Genomic DNA, 20,721 nt, shown 5'->3' with positions numbered 1-20,721 from the left:
TAGCACTACTTCCCCTTCCTTTTATTCCAAAAAGGAATTCGTCCTTGAATATCATCTATGACTGATGAAAATCCTGGTGCTGAAGCTAAAAAGAAACCTGTACAATGATGTGCATTTCGATAATCAGCATCCTTCAGAAGTATCAAATGTGCTTTTTTAATATTGTAGTGTGGAACGGCAGGAAACAAGTGGTGTACTAAATGATAGGAGTTTCTATGAGGATGTAATATGAACCGTTCAAACCAATTTCCAAAAGAGTTTCTAGAAGCAAATATCTCTTCATCAGATTCAAGACCTGCATGTTCGGCCATTTCGGCCCAATATTTTAAAATTTGAAAAGTAGTCAGAAACGGTATAACCCAATATAATATAAATTCTTGCCAAAAACCAAAATAGATGGAAGCTACTATAATAATTCCCCAGTATGCAAGACGAATAGTTCGGTCTGAATTAGATTCCTCTTTTACATAAGCAGTCACCTTTATCATACCAATTAAGTAGTTAGGTACATGTACTAGGAATAAAGGTTTTAATATATGCTTAACAAAAAAAGTAATTTTATTGTTAGGCGGTGAGTCTAATCCTACTATATGATACCTTTGTTTGTCAGGATCAATATCACTCCATAAAAATCTGTGATGGTTCATATGGCTTTTACAATAAGCATCATAAGAAATTAATATTGGAAAAGCTGCAAATAAACTTGCTATCCATTTATTCAAATGTTTATTTCTAAAAAGCATTTTATGACTAGATTCATGCATCATGATATCTAAACCCCGCATCCGACTCCCAATGATTACAATACTAACTAGATACATTAGGATATGGGGAATAATATAATTTAAAATTATAGCTAGAGAGATGATAAACCAATCTAATCCTATAGCAAAGAAATTGTACCAATTGTTTTTCTCTTGTAAATCACGAATTCCTCCTATAATCTCTTTTGAAAATGAGTGTTTTTTTATAGGTTTAGGCAATTCTTTTTCCATATCCACAGATATATTGTCCATTTTATATCTCCTTTTTAATTTTAATGATTCAGTGAATGCCAAGAAATCTTAAATTCATTACAATATTCTAACTATCAGTATCTATATCATGAGTAGAGTTATCATTAAACAATTCATCTACAAGAGAAACTATAGGATAAACACTCTGCTCAATATTGGATAAAATATGTGTTTGAACATTGCTTTTTATATTTACAGAAGAATGCATTCTTACTCCTGGATCAAACCCTAAAATAGCATATTTCAAAATTTCATCTTTTTCTGTCATAATCCAAACACCATATCCATACGAAGTAGAGTCATTGCTTTTAACATGCGTTGTTAATAATGTATTAAGGTAATCTGGACTAAGTAATTCTCCTCCCATAAGTGCTTTCCAAAAAACTGATAAATCTTCAACCGTTGTAAACGCTCCTCCGTCTGGCCCTCCTACAACAGGAACAGAATAAATGTTCGTTCTCCAAGACCCATTCTCTTTATCATCAATGTAACCCAAAGCTGTATTTGGAGGTAACTGATCCATTCGATAATAACCTGAATTTGTCATTCCACAAACTTTAAAAATATTATTCTTTATATACTCCGAAAATGATACACCTGCTAATTTTTCTACTAATAGTCCTAGAACAATAAAACCTGAATTGCTATAAGAGAACTTAGTACCAGGTTCAAATTTCATTTTATGATTTTGGAACATGGGTAAGAAAGCATTGGGAGAAGTAATAGAATACATGGGAATTTCTCGCCATAGTTCCTCAAAATCTTCCATTACTTCCTCATCAAAGTAATCCGGAATACCTGACGTATGCGTTAATAGATGGTGAATTGTGATATCTGGGGAAAAGTTAGGAAACTCGATATCTAAACAGTCTTTCAGATAAGTATCAAATGTCAATTTACCATCCTCAACAAGTCTAGATATTGCAATAGATGTAAAAATTTTACACCCGGAAGCCATAGCAAATATAGTACTAGGGTTAATCGCTAATTTTTCATTTCTGTTAGCATATCCAAAACCTTCTTTTAATAAGACATCATGTTTATTTTCAATTAAAACTGAACCCGAAAAGGGATGTTCTTCACTATTTTCCAATATAACTCCTTTAATATAATTTGAGATTTTCATTCCCCTTATCTCTCCTATTATTTTCTTTTAATACAAATTAATGTTAACTTAGTAATAAATAATATGCAATAAAATTCAGAAAAAACTAATATTTTAAAATTAGCATTTTACCTTGGAATTTTAATCATTCATAATATATGATAATCCACTTCTTTATTCTATATTTAAAATTTATTCTCTATTATAAGAAAGGAAAACAGACATGGAAAATGCAAAACTCATTATCATCCCACTTGGAAATCGTTTAGAAAATACTTTTTTAAGACAAAAGTTAAAGTCCTTACCAAAATATGAAAGAGACAAAATTAGCGCTTATCATAATTGGGAAGATAGACAACGTTCCTTGTTAGCTCAACTTTATATTCACAAATATTTTACTAAATTATTAAATACTACTGATTTTTTAATTGAAAGAACAGAAAAAGGTCGACCTTACTTATCGTCATCACAACTATTTAACGGAGATTTTAATTTCTCCCATTCCTCTGATAAAATCCTTTGTGGTATCTCAACCCATGGAAAAATCGGAGTAGATATAGAAAAAGCCCATTTAATAGACTTGTCAATAACTAAATATTGTTTTACTCAAGAAGAAATCCTATATTATAAAGATTTAAGGTTTGAAGAGCGCTTATCTTTTTTCTTTAAAATTTGGACTTTGAAGGAAGCCTTTGTTAAAACAACTGGAGAGGGTATGAGTGTTCATTTTTCTGACTTTGGTTTTGATATGGATAGCTGGGGAAAAGGAAAAATCACATTAAGAAATCAAAGCAAAATAAGTTCTAGTACTTTTCACTTCAAGTCACTCAAATTCCATAATGATTTTTTCATTGGGGTGTGCAGTAACGAGATAGAGAATTTAAACCATATAGAATTGCAAAAAATAGACCGATTTAAAGTATTTTAAAAATGGAGTTTTCATAGAGTTTACAAACTTTTTATAATTTCACCCCTGCTTCATCTCCTTAAATTAAAAGCAAGGTTTTCTACATCATCAATTAAATCTTTAATATAGAAAACCCTGGTTCTTTTTCTAACACTACTGTAACCCGTTATACCTAATGTATCCCTTACCTCTCCGTGCATCTTATATAAACATGCCCACTTGAATCAAACAGAGCCAACCATATAAAATAAAAGGCAGCACAATTATTAAATATATACATTAGCTGATTTTCTTAATCATATACAGACTTCTTAGTTTTATAATAATAGAGCTCAATACGGTTCCTATTTCATTGTGGATTTTGCTTATTTAAAGTATTAACTTCTAAACCTTATATTCTCTTTATCTTTAGAAGAAAAATATACATATGTTAGAATCAGCTTGAAAGGAGAGAAGATGTCTTGTATTCGTCCATCATTAGAAGAAAAGTTTTTAATACGTTTTCCGTAACGTTATTAGTGTCATGCTTATTATCTTTTCTATATATGATTCGCTCAGTTGAAACGAGTGTTAATGACTATAAACTAGCGCAAGGGTTTATATTATGGTTATTCGTTTATAGTCTCTATGTAGGCGCCGTAATTTTAATTTATGCTAATCTCGTTTCCGTTCTTATTGAACTTTTACGAAATAAATTCAACCTGAACTCATTCACTTATATTATACTGCATGGATTAGTAGGAGCTTTAACAGGTGGAGTGGTTTCGAAAAGTACACTTGTTGCCCTATGTATTGCTGGCATAGCTATACTATATGCGCTTGTTGACTATTGGCAAATGACCCAAGGGGATGAGAGCCGTTCTATAAAATACATTTTGCTCATTTCTCTCCTCCCTATTGTCTGTTCCTCTATTTACTTTGCAACTATTTCAGAGCCCCTAGCTCCATTTACAGCAAAGGATGCGATAGCATCAGCAATAGATGATCATTCTATTACAAGCAAATTCCCTCATAAAAGTGGTAAAGTAGACTCCGAAGAGAAAGGTTACTATATTACAAGAGAAACAAGAGCTAAGAAAATTATAAAAAATACATACTCGGTTAGATTTATAGAAAAGTGGAGCAAAGACGGAGAAAAAGGAGAATATAGAATTTCTTATGAGATTACAAGAAATTCGTTAACGCTTCATTCTATTTCAGGGGAGGAACCACCATATTATAATAAGTAACCTCCGTTTAGTAAAAAGAGGATATTTTACTTTTTTCAGAACATCCTCTTTTTGCTTGCTTTCCTATCATTCTATATAAGTAACTTCCATCTTAACTGCCTTATGATTTTCACGTTTTATAATCCACAACCCTTATTACTTATGTATTATTCCGCACGCGGATTATAATCCACCGTTACTTCCCTTAATCCTTTTAAGACACGCTCAATTCGTTGAGATAAATCTTTAACTTCACCTAACGATAACTCTCCAATGGCTTCTTCTAAGGGAAACGAGCTTAACCTCTTTGTAATTCCTTCAACGGTTCCGACAAATACTTTTTCGTGTGTCATAACAATCTCGCCAATAGCCGTATCAGCAATAACATCTTCTACTTTACCTAAATTATCAAATTCATTCGCTAATCTTGCCGCAGCATACCGATACCCTCTATTTTCTTCTAAAAATTCTTCATAAAATTCTTTAATCGTATGGAATAATTCATCGTACTCCCAATTTTCCATAAACCTGCCTCCATCGTTTAGTTGTAATTAGTACATCTAATGAAATCAAATTCCCCTGACCTATGTACTTCACCGCTATACGCAAAGTTATAAATGAGAATAATAGAGTTATAAGTTTTGTTAAGTTCGCTATATTTCTTAACCTTAGGAACAATGACTTCCTCATATGATATGCCTTCTAAGAGCTTAGAAATATCTTTGCTGCTCTCTCCTAGCCATTCCACCTCAAAGAAATCTTCATCTGTTTCATAATGATTAATATGAAAATCTCTAAAAAATAAGGAAGGAATAGAATCTCCATCCTCGTCATATTTCAAAATAACATATTCCTCTAAGTCTTCTTTTCTCTTCACATTTCCTAGCCATATTGAAACGCTTCCTTGTTTCTCCATGAAAATTCACTCCTGTTCTAAAGAGTTTGTTGGCGTTTCGCTTAATGAACTTTATATATTACCTCATTCTTTCTTTATGTTTATTAACCTTTGCCCAAGTTCCTTTCAACCAAGACATCTGCTCTTCTAACTGTTCCCCACTTATCCTTTCATATTTCCTATCACACTTAAAAACCTCCTGAGCCCAAGCTAATAGTAACTTCATAAACTCTATCGTTTCTATTGCACAAATAACTTCCTCTTCCCCATCAGAAAATAAGCTTTCGAATAAAGTAAAATTCTCATATGCTCGAATTATACTTGTATTACCTCCTCCTTTGTACATCTCTTCTTCTCCTATTAGGACTTTTAAATAAGCAATAAACTTCTCTTCAATATCATTAAAGTTTGCTAAAATATCTGATCCCAATGAAATTTCAATAAGAAAGCTGTTTTCTAAATGACTTTGAGATAAGTCGATAATGATGCGTTCACCTTTCTCTTCAAATCTATATGTATATTTTGACATAGTAACTCTCCTGTAATTTTAAAAATTGTAATATTAACACTCTAATTCAAAATAAAAGAACCAGAGATGAAATGATGTTCTAGTCTCTGGTTCCCTTGTTTATCATCTTTAAATAGAATTATGAAGAGATGCTCGATCACACTTTTCAAACAAAGTTCAAACATCTTTAACTTTTGGTACTTAACCTAAATACTCACTTTCCTAATTTTATAATTTAGACATTCAACATCTTAAGAATTTTATCCCGATGCTTAGTTAAAACAGGACAGAGTTGGATAACCCCTTGTCCCCCTTCAATCTCTTCCACAGGTTCCCCTTTACTGCAGAAATAGCAATGAACTTCATCAGCAGAAAAGTGGTAATGAAATACCCCTTCTTCAACGGCTACATACTGAGCACCTTTGAAACTGAATCCAATTTGTCCCTGTTCGTTATATTCTAATTGTAAGCCTTGAAGATTGTCTTCACTTTCTTGTAAGACTTCATCTTCCTTCACTTCTTGGATTACATTCATGATAGACTCAGGAGAAAAATCACAGCGATGTGCATAGATAACCGCTTCCTCATCCTCTTCTTCTACTTTTGTCATCAGATGAGCTTCACATGAACAGATCGGACAGGAAGTAGGCTTCTCTTTTTCTTCATCATCAATATACATGAGGCTATAGGATTCCTGCAGAATATATCTATATCCGCTATCTACTATGTATGGAATAACAACTTCTACTGGTTTTAACTGAGAATCAAATTTAACAGACTGACTCGCCATATATTCACTAGATAAAATCAATTCAAATTGAAGTTGATTCTCTTCGTCCATTCCTAAAAAGTCATGAGCGTATTTATCAAATACACTAAAATAGTTTTGTAAATCTAACATTTTATCACCTTTAGTTCCTTTTAAAGTTTCCTTCTCTTCGTTTCTTATTAGTCAAGCAAGGCCTTCAACGGAGAAGAAATAAAAAGCAGGACAGGGATCACTGCTTTTTGTAACTCTATCATAATTCAAGCAACTTTCTTTCGCAACATCACGCTTAGCTGATGAGCATAAAGTGTACGTGCTAATATAAAAGGAGAAACCCCAAGTTTTTCGCTGGTTTCTCCTTCTATATCTACCTATTTACCAACAACTTTCTCCTTTTTTCTCTCCACAACAAACCAAGGATTAACTAACTCCTCTTTGTTATACAAGAGCGGCGTTCCATCTTGCTTTGTAACCTTTCCTCCCGCTTCTTCAACAATCGCATGTCCTGCAGCTGTATCCCATTCCATTGTTGGAGCAAAGCGTGGATAAACATCTGCCTTTCCTTCGGCAACTAAGCAAAACTTTAAGGAACTTCCGGCAGAAACAATGTTTACTTCCTCCGCTTCTTTCTCTAGTTCTTTCACAAATTGTTTTGTATCTTCTGACATATGTGAGCGGCTAGCAACTACATTTAAGCCTTTTCTCTCTTGTGCTAACGGTAACTTTTCCGCTTTTTCTTGGAATGATTCGGCTTCTTTTGCGAGTACTTCTTTACAATTTTCTAACTTATAAGCCCCAAGCCCTTTCTTCGCAAAATAAACCGTATCCCAAACCGGCACGTAAATGACACCAATGAGTGGAACATTTTTATGTACAAGCGCAATATTAACGGTAAACTCTCCGTTTCGTTTCACAAATTCTTTTGTTCCGTCTAGTGGGTCCACTACCCAAAAGTAGTCCCACTCTTTTCGTTCATGATAAGGAAGATGTGTACCTTCTTCACTTAGTAGTGGAATTGTTGGATGCTCTTTCTGAAGAGAAGCTGCGATCACTTCGTGTGATTTTTTGTCAGCTAAGGTAAGCGGTGAGTCGTCAGCTTTTATTTCTAGTGCAATGTCTTCTGAATCATATACACCTAAAATTTCAGTTCCTGCGTTCATTGCGATACGGATAAGGTTGAGTAAATTTATTTCATCTTCTTTTTTATGAGGCATTGCGTTTGACTCCTTTCATGTAAATCAGTCTATCTTTCTAGTTTACTAAAAATATGGTTATCTTTTTAGATAAATTTGATAAATAGGAAAATAAATACGAATGTCAATCCTACTATGCCGATTAATGACATGACTTTAATATAGCGAATTGCAGCGGGTGACGGTTCAGGATCTTCTTGATACACCCATCTTCTTCCTAATAATAAGCTTTCTTCTGGATCAAAGTAGCTCCAAATAAGAACAACATATACAGGGATAAAGAAAATAAAGCTTAGAATAACGCCAGCCAATCTATCCACCTCCAGAAAAGCTTTATATAATCATACGGTTAACATAATGAATAGTTCCTTAAGTATGTAGAGGCAAAATAAAAAAGCAAGGATAGATTCCTTGCTTTTTTGATTAAGACTTCAACATTTCCTCATTCACCGAAAAATCATACTCATAGCACGTATAATAAAGCTCCACAATCTCTTCATGCGACGGCACTTTTGGATTATTCCCAGGACTTCCGCTTGCTAGCGCGTCCGTCGCCATTTTAGCTACAACTTGTTTGAACTCTTCTTTATCAATGCCCCATTTCTCCATATTCGGAATGTTTAGCTCAGAGCAAAGTAATTTGATTTTATGAATCACTAAATCTGCTAGTCTCTCATCTTCAAATGCTTTTGATTCTGGATAAAGAAGACGTCCAATGACCGCTAGTTTCTCTGTTGCTTCTTCTTTTGTGAATTTCAATACAGCGGGAAGGAGCATCGCATTTGAAATCCCATGTGGAACATGAAATAAAGCTCCAACAGGACGAGACATGCCGTGAACAAGCGTTACAGAAGCATTTGTAAAAGCAAGCCCTGCTTTCATTGACGCTGTTGCCATTTTCTCGCGTGCTTCCATGTCTTCTCCATTGTCATAGGCTCTTTTAATATACGTTAAAATATCTTCAATGGCTGAAAGAGCTAAGTTATCAGTCAGCGGCTGTGACCGCTTGGAAAGATACGCTTCTATCGCATGACAAAGGGCATCAATGCCTGTTGCCGCTGTAACAGAAGGTGGCGTAGATAGGGTTAAGATTGGATCAACAATGGCGACTTTTGGAAGAAAGGCAGGATGTTTAATCATCATTTTAATATCTTCCTTTGTATTTGTAATAACCGTTACATTTGTAACTTCTGAACCTGTTCCAGCTGTTGTTGGAATTGTAACAAGTGGGAGCGGTTCTTTTGTAAGAGCAGAGGTGCTGTGAAGATAGTCGTTAATTCCTCCCCTGTTTGTGGCAAGAACAGCAACGGCTTTAGCGGCGTCAATGCAGCTTCCTCCGCCAATCGCAATTACAACATCGCATTTTTCTTTTATACAAATATCAAGGGCTTCTTTCACATGAGAGTCTGTTGGCTCTGAATTCACATCTAAGTAAGAAGAGTACGCAACGTTTGCCTTTTCTAATAAATCCGTACATTTTCCGACATGACCGATTTTCTCCATAACCCGGTCACTAATTAAAAGCGCCCTCTTCCCATATGTAGCAACTTCATCTCCGAGCTGCTTTAAAGCGTCTCTTCCATAAAAAACAGACTCTGGCATGCTGAATTTTGAATACGTTTTCATTCTTATCCTCCTTGCATGTTCGCTTTATTGTAGTAAGGAAGTTTTTACAATCTAAGATGCAAGGTTCTCTATCTCTATTGTAATACAACCCTTCTCTTATTTTCTAGCACAAATAAAAAGACAACTCTTTATCGAGTTGTCTTCACTGTACTTGAAAGATAAAATACACAATCATAATCGTCTGGAGAGCACCTTTTACAACAATGCTGCTTAAAAATCCGATCAGTGAGCCATATCCTACCTTCATTGCCTCCCCTATGCTTTTTCTATGTACGAGAAGTTCTGCAATAACCGCTCCTAAAAATGGTCCAGCAACAATGCCAACAACAGGAATCACAAATGGACCAACGAGAAGACCAATTGTACTTCCCCATATCCCTGCTTTTGAACCGCCATATCGCTTAACTCCAACTAAGTTGGAAAAGTAATCGGCAACAAAAAGCAAGATAACGAACATCGCTTGAATAATCCAAAATAGAATCGAAAACTGTTCAAAGCTGAAAAACAGACCATATAAAAGATACCCAGCTATAATAAACAAGACGCTTGGGATAATTGGATAAATTAACCCTACATATGCGACTATAAATACAAGACTAACAACAATCCAGCCTAAAATATCGATAAAAACCACTCCTACTGCAAAATGTCATGTGATATTTAATCATACCCTAGTATAGCAGAAATAAGCAATTCCTCTTAGCAAAAACCTCTTTACTTGGTATATAATGGAGATAGTTTAAGGATAGAATGGAGCTTAAAAATGACCATTGAAGCAACAATTATGGAAACACTTAAGGAAATTGAAAAGAATTACAATGTAAAAGTGCTTTATGCTTGTGAATCTGGCAGCAGAGCATGGGGCTTTCCTTCTAAAGATAGCGACTTTGACGTTAGGTTTATTTATGTTCATACGCCCGATGATTATTTAGTGATTGATCCTATGGGCGTTGGCAAGAGACGAGACGTGATTGAGCTTCCTATTAATGATAAATTAGACGTTGTTGGCTGGGAGCTTACAAAAGCGCTCAAGCTATTTCGAAAAGGAAATCCACCTCTCCTAGAATGGATAAACTCAGGAATTGTATATTATGAGAAGTTTTCAACGATGAATCAAATTCGTGAGCTAGTAGACGAGATTTTTCTTCCAACGTCAGCGATCTATCATTATTTAAATATGGCCAGAAAGAATTTTAGAGAGTTTCTACAAGGAGATACAGTAAAAATCAAAAAATATTTTTACGTTCTTCGTCCCGTTCTTGCGTCACACTGGATTGAACAATTTAACGAGTTTCCTCCGTTAGAATTTCAAGAATTGTTAGATGGAGTAGTACCAGATGGTAAAATTAAAGATGAAATTACCGTTCTTCTTCAGCGGAAGATGGCCGGAGTTGAGCTTGATTTAGAGCCTAAAATTCACGTTATTAATGATTTTCTAGCCCATGAGTTAGAGCGTTTAGAAACATATGCAAAAAGCTTGGATTTAAAAGTTGAGGATCCTACACCTAAGCTGAATGAGGTGTTTAAAAATACGCTAGAGGAAGTGTGGCGTTCTTAAGAAAGTAAAAAAGCATCCATTATGTAATGGATGCTTTTTTACCTTGCCTTTTCTAGGCTAACCAATCGGGATAATCATCAATAAGTTGCTGTAAATCATGTAGAAAAAGGCCTACATGGTAACCATCACACGCAGCATGATGCACTCGTATTGAAATAGGCAGTAATATTTGATTACCGTTAGAAGCATATTTTCCACACGTAATAATAGGAAGAAGATAATCTTCCCCCTTAAATAAGTTTAATTCAAACGATGAAAAGTTTACCCACGGGATTGAAGAAATCGAAAACGTATAAGGCGGGACATTTTCTTTTACCCATAATCCTTTTTTATGACCGAATACGTTCAGATCAGACTCATAATCCCTATAAAAAGTAGAGAAGTCAGAAGAATAATCAGTCCAAAGCGCAGAAAAAGTCCCATCATCTTTATGGAAAATCGTATAATTCGGGACAACTTCATCCCAATATCCGAGAATTCCTTTTTCATTAAAGGTTGTTCTAAATTCTCTATGCTTGTTGACAATTCGCGTCACCATATAAATAAACGCAGGATAAAATTTAATCTTCCTATCTTTTAATGCCCTCAATAACTCTGTTATATCTAAGTTTGCTGTCATATTGAAAGCACATTTTGCTCCACTCATATAGTGATGGAAATGTTCTTTTCTATTCCAATTTTCAATATGGATTTGATGAAAGTTCATGACTCTTCCTCCTAAAATATAATTTTTAATTTTAGGAGGCTAATTTCTCTGATTTCTTCATATTTTTCACTCCATCATTTACTTTAGGAACGTTCATGAGACCGTTTATAGAAAGAATCTCATACGGTTATTATACAAAGACAGAAGGTTTGAAGCAACCGACAAAAAAGTGGATGAAGTCTAGCGCTTCATCCACTTCTATCTTTTTTCTCCTTCATTCTTATACTTCTTCTCCATTTGTGGCAATCACTTGTTTGTACCAATCAAACGACTTTTTCTTTGAACGTTCTAACGTGCCGTTTCCTTCATTATCACGATCAACGTAGATGAAACCGTAGCGTTTTTTCATTTCTCCTGTTGTGAAAGAAACTAAGTCAATACATCCCCACGGAGTATAGCCCATTAGGTCAACGCCATCAAACTCAACTGCTTTTTTCATTTCTTTAATATGTGCTCCTAAATAATCAATGCGATAGTCATCATCGCAAGTGCCGTCTTCGTTCTTCACATCAATAGCACCAAATCCATTTTCAACGATGAACAATGGAAGCTCATATCTTTCATATAGCATATTCAATGAGTAGCGTAAACCAACAGGGTCAATCTGCCAGCCCCAGTCAGATGCTTTGACATGAGGGTTCTTTACGCTAGCGCTTGATCCTGCTATGTTTGTTGGATCAATTTCATTTACTCCAGTTTTCACAGCGTCTGACATATAATAGCTAAAGCCGATATAGTCTACTGTTCCTTCTGCGAGAATTTCCGCGTCACCAGGCTCCATTTTAATGTTGTAGCCTTTTCTCTCCCACTCTTTTAGTGCATAAGCTCCGTAATGGCCGCGGCAATGGACATCAGCAAAGAGCCAGCGGTCATGCATAGATTCGACTTGCAGCATCATATCATCTGGATTACAAGAGTACGGATAAATCGGCACCATTGCCACCATGCATCCTACTTGAAGATCAGGGCTAATGTTGCGAGCTGCTTTCACAGCAAGCGCGCTTGCCACAAGCTCATGGTGAACAGCTTGGTACATCACTTCTTCAGGATTTTCGCCTTCTTCACATTTAACCCCAGAGCATGTCCATAAGAAAATGGGGTTTGATGTGTTCTTTTGGTTATTGATCTCATTGAACGTCATCCAATACTTTACTTTATCTTTGTAACGCTCCATTACTGTTGCTGCATAATGTACGAAGAAACCGATTACGTCACGGTTGCGCCATCCGCCATATTCTTTTGCAAGATGATACGGCATTTCAAAGTGGCTTAATGTGACAACAGGCTCGATCCCGTGCTTTAATAGTTCATCAAATAAATCGTCATAAAACTTTAAGCCGTCTTCATTTGGCTCTAGCTCGTCACCTTTAGGAAAAATACGTGACCATGCAATACTAGTACGGAAGCATTTAAAGCCCATCTCTGCAAATAGGGCAATATCTTCTTTATAATTTTCGTAAAAGTTGATGCCTTCATGGTTTGGATAATATTTTCCTTCTACAATACCGTCCGTAATTTCACGCGGCACACCGTGTGCACCTGCTGTCATTACGTCAGCAACGCTTGGTCCTTTTCCGCCTTTATTCCAACCTCCTTCAATTTGATGAGCAGCAACAGCTCCGCCCCATAAGAAGTTTTCTTTGAATGCCATGTTGTTTTCCTCCCTTTATAAAAACAAAACGAATCCTTTTTTAAATGATTCCGTTTTTTTAATTTTGAAATGTTATACTTTAATAATAGAATAACGCTACTTTTAATGAAATGGCTTACAGTGACTTTGAAATGCCGTTTTAATTTTAATAAACAATAAGCACCTATTTTTGAAATGCCGTTTTGAAAACGATTAACTTTCATATATAGAAGGAATGTTGCACAATGATTATTTCGAACAAACTTGAATCAATGGACTCTTTATCAAAATCAGAAGAAATATTAGCGAAATTTATTCTCAAGGAGAAAGAAAATATCGAAAGCCTCTCAACAAAAGACTTAGCAAAAGCTACCTATACCTCCCCTTCAACAGCTATTCGTTTGTCTAAAAAATTAGGCTTTAGCGGATGGAATGAATTAAAAGAAAAATATCTTGAAGAGCTTCACTATTTAAATCAGCACTTTTCTAACATTGATCCAAACTATCCATTTGATACAAATGATACGTTTATAAATGTAGCTGCGAAAATTGGGCATCTTGCCTCAGAATCAATTGAAGATACGCTGTCGCTTTTAAAACATACAGAGCTACAAAAAGCTGTTGAACTTCTTCATAATTCGCAGCATATTAGCATTTACGGGTTTAGCAATTCCCTTATTATGGCGTATGATTTTAAACATAAAATGCTTCGTATTAACAAGTATGTTGACATTACAAACGTACCTGCAGAGCAGCTATATGTAGCATCAAATTCAACGCCTCAGCATACAGCCATCTTAATTTCCTATTCTGGGGAAACAGAAGAAGTCTTAAAAATCGCGAATATTTTAAAAAGCAACCGCACTCCTATTATTTCTCTCACCAGTATTGGGGAAAACAGTTTAAGAAAGCTCTCAAATTGTGCCATGTCCATTTCAACACGTGAAAAGCTTTATTCAAAAATCGCTACATATTCTACAAATAACTCAATTCATCTCCTCTTAGATATTTTATATTCATGCCTTTTTAAAATGGACTATGATCTCAATTTAGAATATAAAACAAACATCTCAAAAAATGTTGATGAACGCGTATCAAACAGTACGCTATTAAAAGAAGACTAATATTTCACTAAAAACCGGTATTCTTTATAGAAGGACACCGGTTTTCGCCTATTGACAAAGAATTCCTTTTAGTTTAGTATTTAAGTAAATACTTAATTAACTAAATACTAAAGAAAGGACTCACCTTATGAACAACGCATTTAAAGCTCTCGCTGATGGAACTCGTCGTAAAATTTTATCTCTCTTAAAAGAAAAAGATATGACAGCTGGAGAAATTGCAGAACAATTTAATATGTCAAAGCCCAGTATTTCTCAGCACTTAAAGATCTTAAAAAATGCTGACCTTGTTTCAGATGAAAAAAAAGGTCAGTATGTTGTGTATTCTTTAAATGCGACTGTTTTCCAAGAACTTGTGAGCTGGGCCCTTGATTTTGTTGAAAAAGGAGATGAACAGAAATGAAAAAACACGTCTTCCCTCTTATCATTATGTTACTTTCCATCTTATGTTGGGTGATCTTCTACAATAAGCTACCTTCTCAAATCCCGATGCAGTGGGGAGTTGATGGAACTGTAAACTCTTACGCGCCTAAGTTACAAGCAGCGTTTACTCACAATGGAATCCTGCTGTTCTTGTATGCGCTTTTAGTGCTTTCCCCTAAAATGGATCCTCGGAAACAAAACTATCAAAAATTTTCACGCTCATATCGAATCATCACGCTTGCTATTATGTTGGTTTTGTTTCTTCTTAATATTTCCGTTCTTCTTGCAAGCCTTGGATATAACTTAAATGTTACAACAATTACTCCTATCCTTGTTGGGATTTTGTTTATTATTTTAGGAAACTACATGCAAACGGTAAAACCTAACTTTTTTATTGGAATTAGAACTGCTTGGACACTCAGCAATGAGCAAGTATGGAGAAAAACACACAGACTTGGTTCAAAACTGTTTATCCTAGGAGGTCTCTTATTCTTCGTAACTCCGTTTGTTCCAGAACGACTGTTATTTCCTCTTATCATCTCTATTATTCTTGCTGTTGTGCTTATTCCTACTCTCTATTCATATGTTCAGTATCGGAAACTTACTGAGTAATACTTTCTCACAACAAAAAACCGCTCTACTAATCTAGTAGAAGCGGTTTTTTAGTGTTGCATGAGCTTAATTTGTGTTCAAGCCTCCGCCATTTAATCCTTCTTTAATATATCCGTTTACTTGACTATTTGCCAATAAACCGATATGAGTGATGCCATAAAGTTGAATATTTCTTGCTCCTTGTAATCGAGAAAGACTAGGAAGAACAATTCCATCGTTTATGCTGTAGATTGAAGTATATAAGATTTTTTGGTTAGGATCTGTACCTGGCAATGCTACTGAAGAAGATAGACCGTTAGCTCCACCTAAAGTAACGACATTCTCAATTTTGTCCCCGCCACCAAGATACTTGATGTAATAAAGCGTATTTGCTCCTCCCATGCTATGAGCTACAATATCGACTTTATCTGATCCTGTTTCTCTTAGCACGCGATCAATGTACGTTGCCAGCTGTGGTCCGTTTGTTGAGTTAGAGCCTGCTTTGTTGTAGAAATCAATGGCATAGAACTGACTTCTATCCCACCCTTGTGATCTTAAATAGTTTTCAATACTGAAGAAATTATAAGAAGCTCCTCCAATACCGTGTACAAATACAACTGGATTGTGAGCAGACTGGGCTTTAGCACTTGATGGCTGAACACCAATAAAAGATAGAAAGAGTGCAAAAGATAGAACTGCTGCCATAATAACCTTTTTCATGTATAAACCTCCTAAAATTATGTAACAAAGATAATTATATACATTATTCCTAATTTTGTTAATATATTTTTTTAAAAAAAGGGTAATATTCCCTAACAAAAATTTAATATTATTAAAGACTCAATGCTAATGATAGAAAAATATTATTAATACCTTCAACCAATCTACACAAAAAAAGCGCCCTAAGTTTTTCACCTTAGAACGCTTCACTCCGTAACCACCTTAAAATCGAATAACACCGGCAATTCTTCCAATTGTAATAAAAACAAAGCACCATAAGAAAGCACCAATGGCTACAAATAAGAGGTATGTTCTTAAATTCATCCGGGTAATGCCTGAAAAGTAGCATGTCACGTGGCGCACACCTGGAATAAAGTAGCCAAGGATAAGCGAATATGGTCCATATTTCTTCATCCATGTTTCCACTTTATCCATTCGTTTTTCTTTCAAACCAACCCACTTTCCATACTTATCAATAAAAGGACGACCTGCTTTCCTTCCAATAAGGTAGCTAATCATCATTCCTAATAGAGCACCTATAAAGCTAATCACAATAGCAAGTTCATAGTTGAGCGTACCAACATGTGTAAAGTACCCAATGAGCGTCATTAATACTTCATCAGGAATGGGTAAACCGACAATTCCGAGCGTAAGCATCAAAAAAACAGCAATATAGCCATAGTGTGTAATAAGATGCTCGACTAGTTCCATCCTTGCGTCTCCACGTTTTCAGGTGCTTGGCTCTTGAAATGTGGGAATTTAACTCGGCTTACCATGAGATAAGCAAGAACACATGTCCCAATCGCTAGAATTACTGGGTTATGTACAAAACTCAGTACAACAAGACAGATCGCAGCGAATGGAGCAGGCATTCCAATAAATGTTGATAGTTTACTTTGTTCAGCATTAAAGCGGGCAAGACGTAGCATTCCACAAACACTGAAAGCAAGTGCACATAAAAGACCGATAAGCGGCAGTTCATATAATGACACACTGTAGGCAAGCATTGATGGTGCAACGCTAAATGTGACAAGATCAGCTAAAGAATCCAGCTCTTTGCCGATTTCTGAAACAACATTAAGCTTGCGGGCAGCTAGACCATCAAAAAGATCAAAAAACATTCCTGTAAAAATCAGCATAATAGCTGAATGAACGTGGTGAAATAATAAAGAGTGAACGGCTAAAATTCCACAAATAAAGTTTCCGATTGTAATCATATTGGGTATATAAATCAAAATGTAGTTAAACCTCCAGTACTATTCTCTATGTAATGTACCTTTTTTCTGAGTTGTTTCATTTTCTTCTTTAATAACTTCATTAATTTTTTCCATTGTTCGTGTCATATGTGTTAGATCATCTAAGTTCACTTTTGAATAATAGTTCTTAATAAGCTTTATGTCCAATTCTTGGAGCAAAGAGACATACTTTTCTCCATTTTCTCCTAATGATATGAAAGATTCTCGCTTATTTTGTGGGTTGACCGCTCGGACAATCATTTTATTTTGTTCAAGTTTTGAGAGAACTTGACTTACAGCACTTTTCGTAATACCGAACGAATGAGCAATTTCGTTTGCCGTTACGTTTAGATGCTTAGCTATATAAGCTAAGATGAGGTCCTGCTGCATTGTTAAGTCAAACTGATCAATTTTTTTCGTCTCATTAGCAATCAATACCCCAAACTCTTCAAAGGCATCGTTCATTTGTTTAATAATCTTTTGATACTCCGACAACACTTTTTTACGCTCCTTTTATAACGCTATTTTCATTACTTTTTAGCAAAATGCTAGAAAAGTAATTTCTTCTTCAATTAGTTAAGTTAACTTAATCAATTATAAAAGTAGTTCGATTGTAATGTCAAATTCTTCAGGTCCGCATATCAGCATATCATATAAAAAGACCTTGTGCTTAGTTTATGGAAATTTATATATTTTTTTATACGATTTTTCCTCTTTTGTTGTTCTCTAAATTCAAATAATATTTAAAAAATGAGTTGACAGTAAAGAATATCTTTCTTATAGTTAAGTTAGCTTAACTTTTGTTAATTAATTCCTTTTTGACGCTCTTAAGCTTATCTCAAGTATGACCTCCTAATAAGAGTCGAAGAAGAAGGCGAAGAAGTTTCTCTTTTAAAAGAAGTAATTTATGGAGGGAAATCTATAGAAGCATAAGAAAAGGTTAGACACCACTAGTCTTCTCCAGAACAGACTGAACAGAAATCTTGTAATCTATCCTTACTATCTTAAACTTTGGACCCTCTTATCATCCTTTTTCTGTTAGAATATGAAGATATAGGTTTTACTATATATAAAATTCATCAAGAAAGCAGGTCATATATGAGCACAGTACAAAATCATTCAAAGGTTGAAAAGGAAGAGCTAAATTTAAAAGACGCTGTTTTTGTTTTCGCCTCTTTTACTTTAATGGGCGTAGCAGCGATCACCCTGTTAATTATTTTTGATGTTTTGACGCTAGATCAATTTTTATCATTTCATAACCCCTCTACACTTATGACCATGACGGTTACAACAACGATAGGACTTATCTTATTTGGTATTCTTTTAACAATTTTAATTCCTTCTCATCACATTGATAATCAGAATAAGCAATACCAAACATCTTCTATATCAGCATTGCTTTCTCTTTTTCTTTTTGGATCATTATTTGAAGAGCTTCTATTTAGAGGGATTGTTCAAAATTTACTTCTTCTTTATATAGAGAAAAGCTGGGTTGGGATTTTTATTACTTCTCTTCTATTTTTAGCTCTTCATGTTCAATATTTTAAAAAGCCGCTTATGCTTTTTAATATTCTATTACCAAGCCTTGCATTTGGCTGGGTATATGTGAAAACAAGTAATATTTTAGTACCAATCATAGTCCACTTTCTTCTTAATTTTGTCATCACCATTCTCTTTAAATATCGAATTCTAAAATTAAAATCCTAAACAACAAAGACTCAAAGCTAAAAGCTCTGAGTCTTTGTTATTACTCTATTAAAAATCTTAAGATAACACAATAGAATCACCAAGAAACGTTGTTAAGAGTGATTTCAACTCTTTTTTCTTCTCTTTACTAAGCTTGCGGGTTGGAGCTAATACATCTGTTGAGATTTCTATCCCTCTTAAACGAATGGCTTCTTTGGCAACATTCATAAAGGGGGAGTCTAATTTATATAAAAGCGGGAGAGGAGCAAGTTGACGATGAAGCTCAATCGCTTTTTCGTAGTCTCCTGTTTGAAAGGCTCTATAAATTCCAACAGATAGTTCTGGAGCAAAACTTGCTGAAAGCGGAATTGAGCCATCTCCTCCTAAAGCTAGCGTATTAAATAAATGATCATCATACCCTGAGAAAACGACAAAATTAGGTTTCTCTTTTTTCACTTTTAAAATGAGTTCTCTTGTATGCCCTACAGCGTCAACTGTATCTTTAATTCCAACGATATTTGGATGTGCTTGAGCTAGCTTCAACACTAAATCAGGAGATAGATCTGTTCCTGTTAACGAAGGAAAGTTATATAGCATGATGGGGAGATCTACATTTTGCGCAATTTCACTGTAATGCTCAAAAAGACCTTCTTCGGTTAAGGGCCAATAATAAGGGTTAATAACAACAATACCGTCAGCTCCCTTTTCTTGCGCATGAACGCTCAAAGAAATCGTCTCCATTGTGCTTGACGTGCCTGTACCGATCAGAACGGGAACACGACCATTTACATAAGGAATCACAAACTCCGCTACTTCTCTTCTTAGCCCTGCTGACATTTGACTAAATTCCCCTCCAGAACCTAAAAAGAAAAGTCCATCAACATTCGATTCAATTAAGAAATCAATTAGGTTTTTCATTCCTTTTTCATCAATGCGTCCATCTTCATATAAAATAGTTGGAATTGGTGGAATAATCCCTTTGAATATTGGATCTGCCTTCACTGCAACCTCTCCTTTTCTTTTTATATAAAACGCTTTCATTTTAGATTTTTCTGGATGTTTTTTTATCGTATCATATCCCGTGCTTTTTTAGTTACTTATTTGCATTTCATTTATATTTTGGGAATTAAAATCCCCCCTACTTCAATCTCTTATGAGTTGTTTGAAGTAGATTGAAGATTTAATATAAAAAGGAATCTTTATAAAGATTCCTTTACTTTTTTAAATAAGCATAGTAAACGTTAATCTTTCTTCTTCACTTATCAAAAAATATCTCTGTTTCTTTTCTAAACTTGTAAAAAAAAGCAGGCACTTCCTCTTCCTTTAAACCAATAAAAAGATTATGAGCAACGTTCAGATAATACCATTTTTGCTTTTCGTATCCCCGTTTAAAGTGTGTCCACACTTCCTCTCCTTGCTCTTCATAGGATTCCTGTAAAGACTTTAAGTTCGATAATTTATCTGCAGCAATTAAGGCTTTAAGCGGTAGGGTCCCTTTTTTTACAACTTCAATTGTATGTGTTTTGCGCTCTTCCCAACTTCTTGATTTGTCTTCGGTGTGAGCAGCAACAAGAAGCGCTACTTCTTCACCAAATAGAGAAGCAATTTCTTCAATTGTTGCAGGCGTATCTTCAACCGTATCATGTAGAAGGCCTGCTATAACGACACTTTCTTCTAAATTTGCCGCTTCTAAAATTTTACTAACTTCGATTGGATGAACAATATACGGGCGAGAATTTGCTTTTCGCATTTGTCCTTCATGCATCTTTGTTGCAAATGTTAAAGCTTTTTCTTTTAAACTCATTTGGCCACCTTCTTTGATATATG

At 35.0% G+C, this 20,721-nt stretch carries 25 protein-coding genes; 7 read left to right on the top strand and 18 right to left on the bottom strand.

The window, feature by feature from the left end; translation table 11 throughout:
- Positions 1 to 5: 5 nt before the first annotated feature.
- Both B9N79_RS09105 and B9N79_RS09100 read right to left on the bottom strand, forming a co-directional pair.
- Entirely contained in the window at positions 6 to 1,016 is a 1,011-nt protein-coding gene (locus B9N79_RS09105) for a fatty acid desaturase family protein (RefSeq protein ID WP_046217179.1), read from the bottom strand.
- Positions 1,017 to 1,083: 67 nt separating this feature from the next.
- A complete protein-coding gene (locus tag B9N79_RS09100) occupies positions 1,084 to 2,142 on the bottom strand; it encodes a serine hydrolase domain-containing protein (RefSeq protein WP_040057781.1) in 1,059 nt (352 codons plus the stop codon).
- A gap of 202 nt (positions 2,143 to 2,344) precedes the next feature.
- On the opposite strand from B9N79_RS09100, the gene B9N79_RS09095 reads away from it, so the two are divergent.
- Both B9N79_RS09095 and B9N79_RS09090 read left to right on the top strand, forming a co-directional pair.
- Positions 2,345 to 3,049 (top strand): 4'-phosphopantetheinyl transferase family protein, encoded by a 705-nt coding sequence (locus tag B9N79_RS09095; RefSeq protein WP_040057782.1) that lies wholly within the window; start codon positions 2,345 to 2,347, stop codon positions 3,047 to 3,049.
- A gap of 440 nt (positions 3,050 to 3,489) precedes the next feature.
- On the top strand, positions 3,490 to 4,257 hold the full coding sequence (locus tag B9N79_RS09090; RefSeq protein ID WP_046217178.1) for a hypothetical protein: 768 nt from the start codon (positions 3,490 to 3,492) through the stop codon (positions 4,255 to 4,257).
- Between the two features lie 146 nt (positions 4,258 to 4,403).
- On the opposite strand, the gene B9N79_RS09085 is transcribed toward B9N79_RS09090, so the two are convergent.
- From B9N79_RS09085 to B9N79_RS09050, 8 genes are all read right to left on the bottom strand, one after another.
- Entirely contained in the window at positions 4,404 to 4,760 is a 357-nt protein-coding gene (locus B9N79_RS09085; RefSeq protein WP_019394588.1) for an Imm3 family immunity protein, read from the bottom strand.
- A gap of 17 nt (positions 4,761 to 4,777) precedes the next feature.
- Positions 4,778 to 5,152: an immunity 22 family protein gene (locus B9N79_RS09080; RefSeq protein ID WP_019394589.1), complete on the bottom strand. Its 375-nt coding sequence runs from the start codon at positions 5,150 to 5,152 to the stop codon at positions 4,778 to 4,780.
- Positions 5,153 to 5,210: 58 nt separating this feature from the next.
- Complete coding sequence (locus B9N79_RS09075) at positions 5,211 to 5,660, bottom strand: hypothetical protein (protein WP_040057785.1); 450 nt, start codon at positions 5,658 to 5,660, stop codon at positions 5,211 to 5,213.
- 214 nt (positions 5,661 to 5,874) lie between these two features.
- Positions 5,875 to 6,540: a hypothetical protein gene (locus tag B9N79_RS09070; protein ID WP_040057786.1), complete on the bottom strand. Its 666-nt coding sequence runs from the start codon at positions 6,538 to 6,540 to the stop codon at positions 5,875 to 5,877.
- 236 nt (positions 6,541 to 6,776) lie between these two features.
- Positions 6,777 to 7,619 (bottom strand): 3'(2'),5'-bisphosphate nucleotidase CysQ, encoded by an 843-nt coding sequence (cysQ, locus tag B9N79_RS09065; RefSeq protein WP_046217177.1) that lies wholly within the window; start codon positions 7,617 to 7,619, stop codon positions 6,777 to 6,779.
- Positions 7,620 to 7,684: 65 nt separating this feature from the next.
- A complete protein-coding gene (locus B9N79_RS09060; protein WP_046217176.1) occupies positions 7,685 to 7,918 on the bottom strand; it encodes a DUF6199 family natural product biosynthesis protein in 234 nt (77 codons plus the stop codon).
- Between the two features lie 103 nt (positions 7,919 to 8,021).
- A complete protein-coding gene (locus B9N79_RS09055) occupies positions 8,022 to 9,224 on the bottom strand; it encodes an iron-containing alcohol dehydrogenase (protein ID WP_046217175.1) in 1,203 nt (400 codons plus the stop codon).
- 142 nt (positions 9,225 to 9,366) lie between these two features.
- Complete coding sequence (locus B9N79_RS09050) at positions 9,367 to 9,849, bottom strand: DUF456 domain-containing protein (RefSeq protein ID WP_026009729.1); 483 nt, start codon at positions 9,847 to 9,849, stop codon at positions 9,367 to 9,369.
- 138 nt (positions 9,850 to 9,987) lie between these two features.
- On the opposite strand from B9N79_RS09050, the gene B9N79_RS09045 reads away from it, so the two are divergent.
- Positions 9,988 to 10,782, top strand: a complete 795-nt coding sequence (locus B9N79_RS09045; protein ID WP_046217174.1) for a nucleotidyltransferase domain-containing protein — start codon at positions 9,988 to 9,990, stop codon at positions 10,780 to 10,782.
- Positions 10,783 to 10,834: 52 nt separating this feature from the next.
- Here the strand turns inward: B9N79_RS09045 and catA are convergent, their stop codons facing one another.
- A complete protein-coding gene (catA, locus tag B9N79_RS09040) occupies positions 10,835 to 11,488 on the bottom strand; it encodes a type A chloramphenicol O-acetyltransferase (RefSeq protein ID WP_046217173.1) in 654 nt (217 codons plus the stop codon).
- A 220-nt stretch (positions 11,489 to 11,708) separates the two neighbouring features.
- Positions 11,709 to 13,139 carry a 6-phospho-beta-glucosidase gene (locus B9N79_RS09035; protein ID WP_046217172.1) on the bottom strand — a complete coding sequence of 477 codons (1,431 nt, stop codon included), beginning with the start codon at positions 13,137 to 13,139 and terminating at the stop codon, positions 11,709 to 11,711.
- A gap of 224 nt (positions 13,140 to 13,363) precedes the next feature.
- Between B9N79_RS09035 and B9N79_RS09030 the strand changes: the two genes are divergently transcribed.
- From B9N79_RS09030 to B9N79_RS09020, 3 genes are all read left to right on the top strand, one after another.
- Entirely contained in the window at positions 13,364 to 14,242 is an 879-nt protein-coding gene (locus B9N79_RS09030; RefSeq protein WP_040057791.1) for a MurR/RpiR family transcriptional regulator, read from the top strand.
- 127 nt (positions 14,243 to 14,369) lie between these two features.
- Positions 14,370 to 14,642 carry an autorepressor SdpR family transcription factor gene (locus B9N79_RS09025; RefSeq protein WP_019394600.1) on the top strand — a complete coding sequence of 91 codons (273 nt, stop codon included), beginning with the start codon at positions 14,370 to 14,372 and terminating at the stop codon, positions 14,640 to 14,642.
- Entirely contained in the window at positions 14,639 to 15,274 is a 636-nt protein-coding gene (locus B9N79_RS09020) for an SdpI family protein (RefSeq protein WP_040057792.1), read from the top strand. The genes B9N79_RS09025 and B9N79_RS09020 overlap by 4 nt, the downstream gene beginning before the upstream one ends.
- Before the next feature lie 66 nt (positions 15,275 to 15,340).
- On the opposite strand, the gene B9N79_RS09015 is transcribed toward B9N79_RS09020, so the two are convergent.
- From B9N79_RS09015 to B9N79_RS09000, 4 genes are all read right to left on the bottom strand, one after another.
- A complete protein-coding gene (locus tag B9N79_RS09015; protein ID WP_040057793.1) occupies positions 15,341 to 15,973 on the bottom strand; it encodes an esterase/lipase family protein in 633 nt (210 codons plus the stop codon).
- A 222-nt stretch (positions 15,974 to 16,195) separates the two neighbouring features.
- Entirely contained in the window at positions 16,196 to 16,684 is a 489-nt protein-coding gene (locus B9N79_RS09010) for a DedA family protein (RefSeq protein WP_019394603.1), read from the bottom strand.
- On the bottom strand, positions 16,675 to 17,208 hold the full coding sequence (gene pssA, locus B9N79_RS09005; protein WP_026009730.1) for a CDP-diacylglycerol--serine O-phosphatidyltransferase: 534 nt from the start codon (positions 17,206 to 17,208) through the stop codon (positions 16,675 to 16,677). Before pssA ends, B9N79_RS09010 begins: the two co-directional genes overlap by 10 nt.
- A 21-nt stretch (positions 17,209 to 17,229) precedes the next feature.
- Positions 17,230 to 17,706 carry a MarR family winged helix-turn-helix transcriptional regulator gene (locus B9N79_RS09000; protein ID WP_019394605.1) on the bottom strand — a complete coding sequence of 159 codons (477 nt, stop codon included), beginning with the start codon at positions 17,704 to 17,706 and terminating at the stop codon, positions 17,230 to 17,232.
- Between the two features lie 600 nt (positions 17,707 to 18,306).
- On the opposite strand from B9N79_RS09000, the gene B9N79_RS08995 reads away from it, so the two are divergent.
- Complete coding sequence (locus B9N79_RS08995; protein ID WP_040057794.1) at positions 18,307 to 18,915, top strand: CPBP family intramembrane glutamic endopeptidase; 609 nt, start codon at positions 18,307 to 18,309, stop codon at positions 18,913 to 18,915.
- Positions 18,916 to 18,972: 57 nt separating this feature from the next.
- Here the strand turns inward: B9N79_RS08995 and B9N79_RS08990 are convergent, their stop codons facing one another.
- Both B9N79_RS08990 and B9N79_RS08985 read right to left on the bottom strand, forming a co-directional pair.
- On the bottom strand, positions 18,973 to 19,896 hold the full coding sequence (locus B9N79_RS08990) for a dihydrodipicolinate synthase family protein (RefSeq protein WP_040057795.1): 924 nt from the start codon (positions 19,894 to 19,896) through the stop codon (positions 18,973 to 18,975).
- Positions 19,897 to 20,149: 253 nt separating this feature from the next.
- Positions 20,150 to 20,698, bottom strand: coding sequence for an HD domain-containing protein (locus B9N79_RS08985; RefSeq protein WP_046217170.1), 549 nt, complete (start codon positions 20,696 to 20,698; stop codon positions 20,150 to 20,152).
- Positions 20,699 to 20,721: the final 23 nt, after the last annotated feature.

Origin of the sequence: Priestia filamentosa, assembly GCF_900177535.1 — a bacterium.
In the GTDB taxonomy this organism is placed as follows: Bacteria; Bacillota; Bacilli; order Bacillales; family Bacillaceae_H; genus Bacillus_I; species Bacillus_I filamentosa.
Note: the sequence above shows the minus strand (reverse complement) of the source record. Positions and strands in the feature narration are given on the sequence as shown.

Bases quoted from the DNA above. Each gene is read 5' to 3' on its own strand.
- B9N79_RS09080 (WP_019394589.1), bottom strand. From the start codon at position 5,152: ATGGAGAAACAAGGAAGCGTTTCAATATGGCTAGGAAATGTGAAGAGA.
- B9N79_RS09075 (WP_040057785.1), bottom strand. From the start codon at position 5,660: ATGTCAAAATATACATATAGATTTGAAGAGAAAGGTGAACGCATCATT.
- B9N79_RS09025 (WP_019394600.1), top strand. From the start codon at position 14,370: ATGAACAACGCATTTAAAGCTCTCGCTGATGGAACTCGTCGTAAAATT.
- B9N79_RS09010 (WP_019394603.1), bottom strand. From the start codon at position 16,684: ATGGAACTAGTCGAGCATCTTATTACACACTATGGCTATATTGCTGTT.
- B9N79_RS09095 (WP_040057782.1), top strand. From the start codon at position 2,345: ATGGAAAATGCAAAACTCATTATCATCCCACTTGGAAATCGTTTAGAA.
- B9N79_RS09030 (WP_040057791.1), top strand. From the start codon at position 13,364: ATGATTATTTCGAACAAACTTGAATCAATGGACTCTTTATCAAAATCA.
- B9N79_RS09035 (WP_046217172.1), bottom strand. From the start codon at position 13,139: ATGGCATTCAAAGAAAACTTCTTATGGGGCGGAGCTGTTGCTGCTCAT.
- B9N79_RS09055 (WP_046217175.1), bottom strand. From the start codon at position 9,224: ATGAAAACGTATTCAAAATTCAGCATGCCAGAGTCTGTTTTTTATGGA.
- B9N79_RS09085 (WP_019394588.1), bottom strand. From the start codon at position 4,760: ATGGAAAATTGGGAGTACGATGAATTATTCCATACGATTAAAGAATTT.
- B9N79_RS08985 (WP_046217170.1), bottom strand. From the start codon at position 20,698: ATGAGTTTAAAAGAAAAAGCTTTAACATTTGCAACAAAGATGCATGAA.
- B9N79_RS09105 (WP_046217179.1), bottom strand. From the start codon at position 1,016: ATGGACAATATATCTGTGGATATGGAAAAAGAATTGCCTAAACCTATA.
- catA (WP_046217173.1), bottom strand. From the start codon at position 11,488: ATGAACTTTCATCAAATCCATATTGAAAATTGGAATAGAAAAGAACAT.
- B9N79_RS09100 (WP_040057781.1), bottom strand. From the start codon at position 2,142: ATGAAAATCTCAAATTATATTAAAGGAGTTATATTGGAAAATAGTGAA.
- B9N79_RS08995 (WP_040057794.1), top strand. From the start codon at position 18,307: ATGAGCACAGTACAAAATCATTCAAAGGTTGAAAAGGAAGAGCTAAAT.
- B9N79_RS09015 (WP_040057793.1), bottom strand. From the start codon at position 15,973: ATGAAAAAGGTTATTATGGCAGCAGTTCTATCTTTTGCACTCTTTCTA.
- B9N79_RS09045 (WP_046217174.1), top strand. From the start codon at position 9,988: ATGACCATTGAAGCAACAATTATGGAAACACTTAAGGAAATTGAAAAG.
- B9N79_RS09020 (WP_040057792.1), top strand. From the start codon at position 14,639: ATGAAAAAACACGTCTTCCCTCTTATCATTATGTTACTTTCCATCTTA.
- cysQ (WP_046217177.1), bottom strand. From the start codon at position 7,619: ATGCCTCATAAAAAAGAAGATGAAATAAATTTACTCAACCTTATCCGT.
- B9N79_RS09070 (WP_040057786.1), bottom strand. From the start codon at position 6,540: ATGTTAGATTTACAAAACTATTTTAGTGTATTTGATAAATACGCTCAT.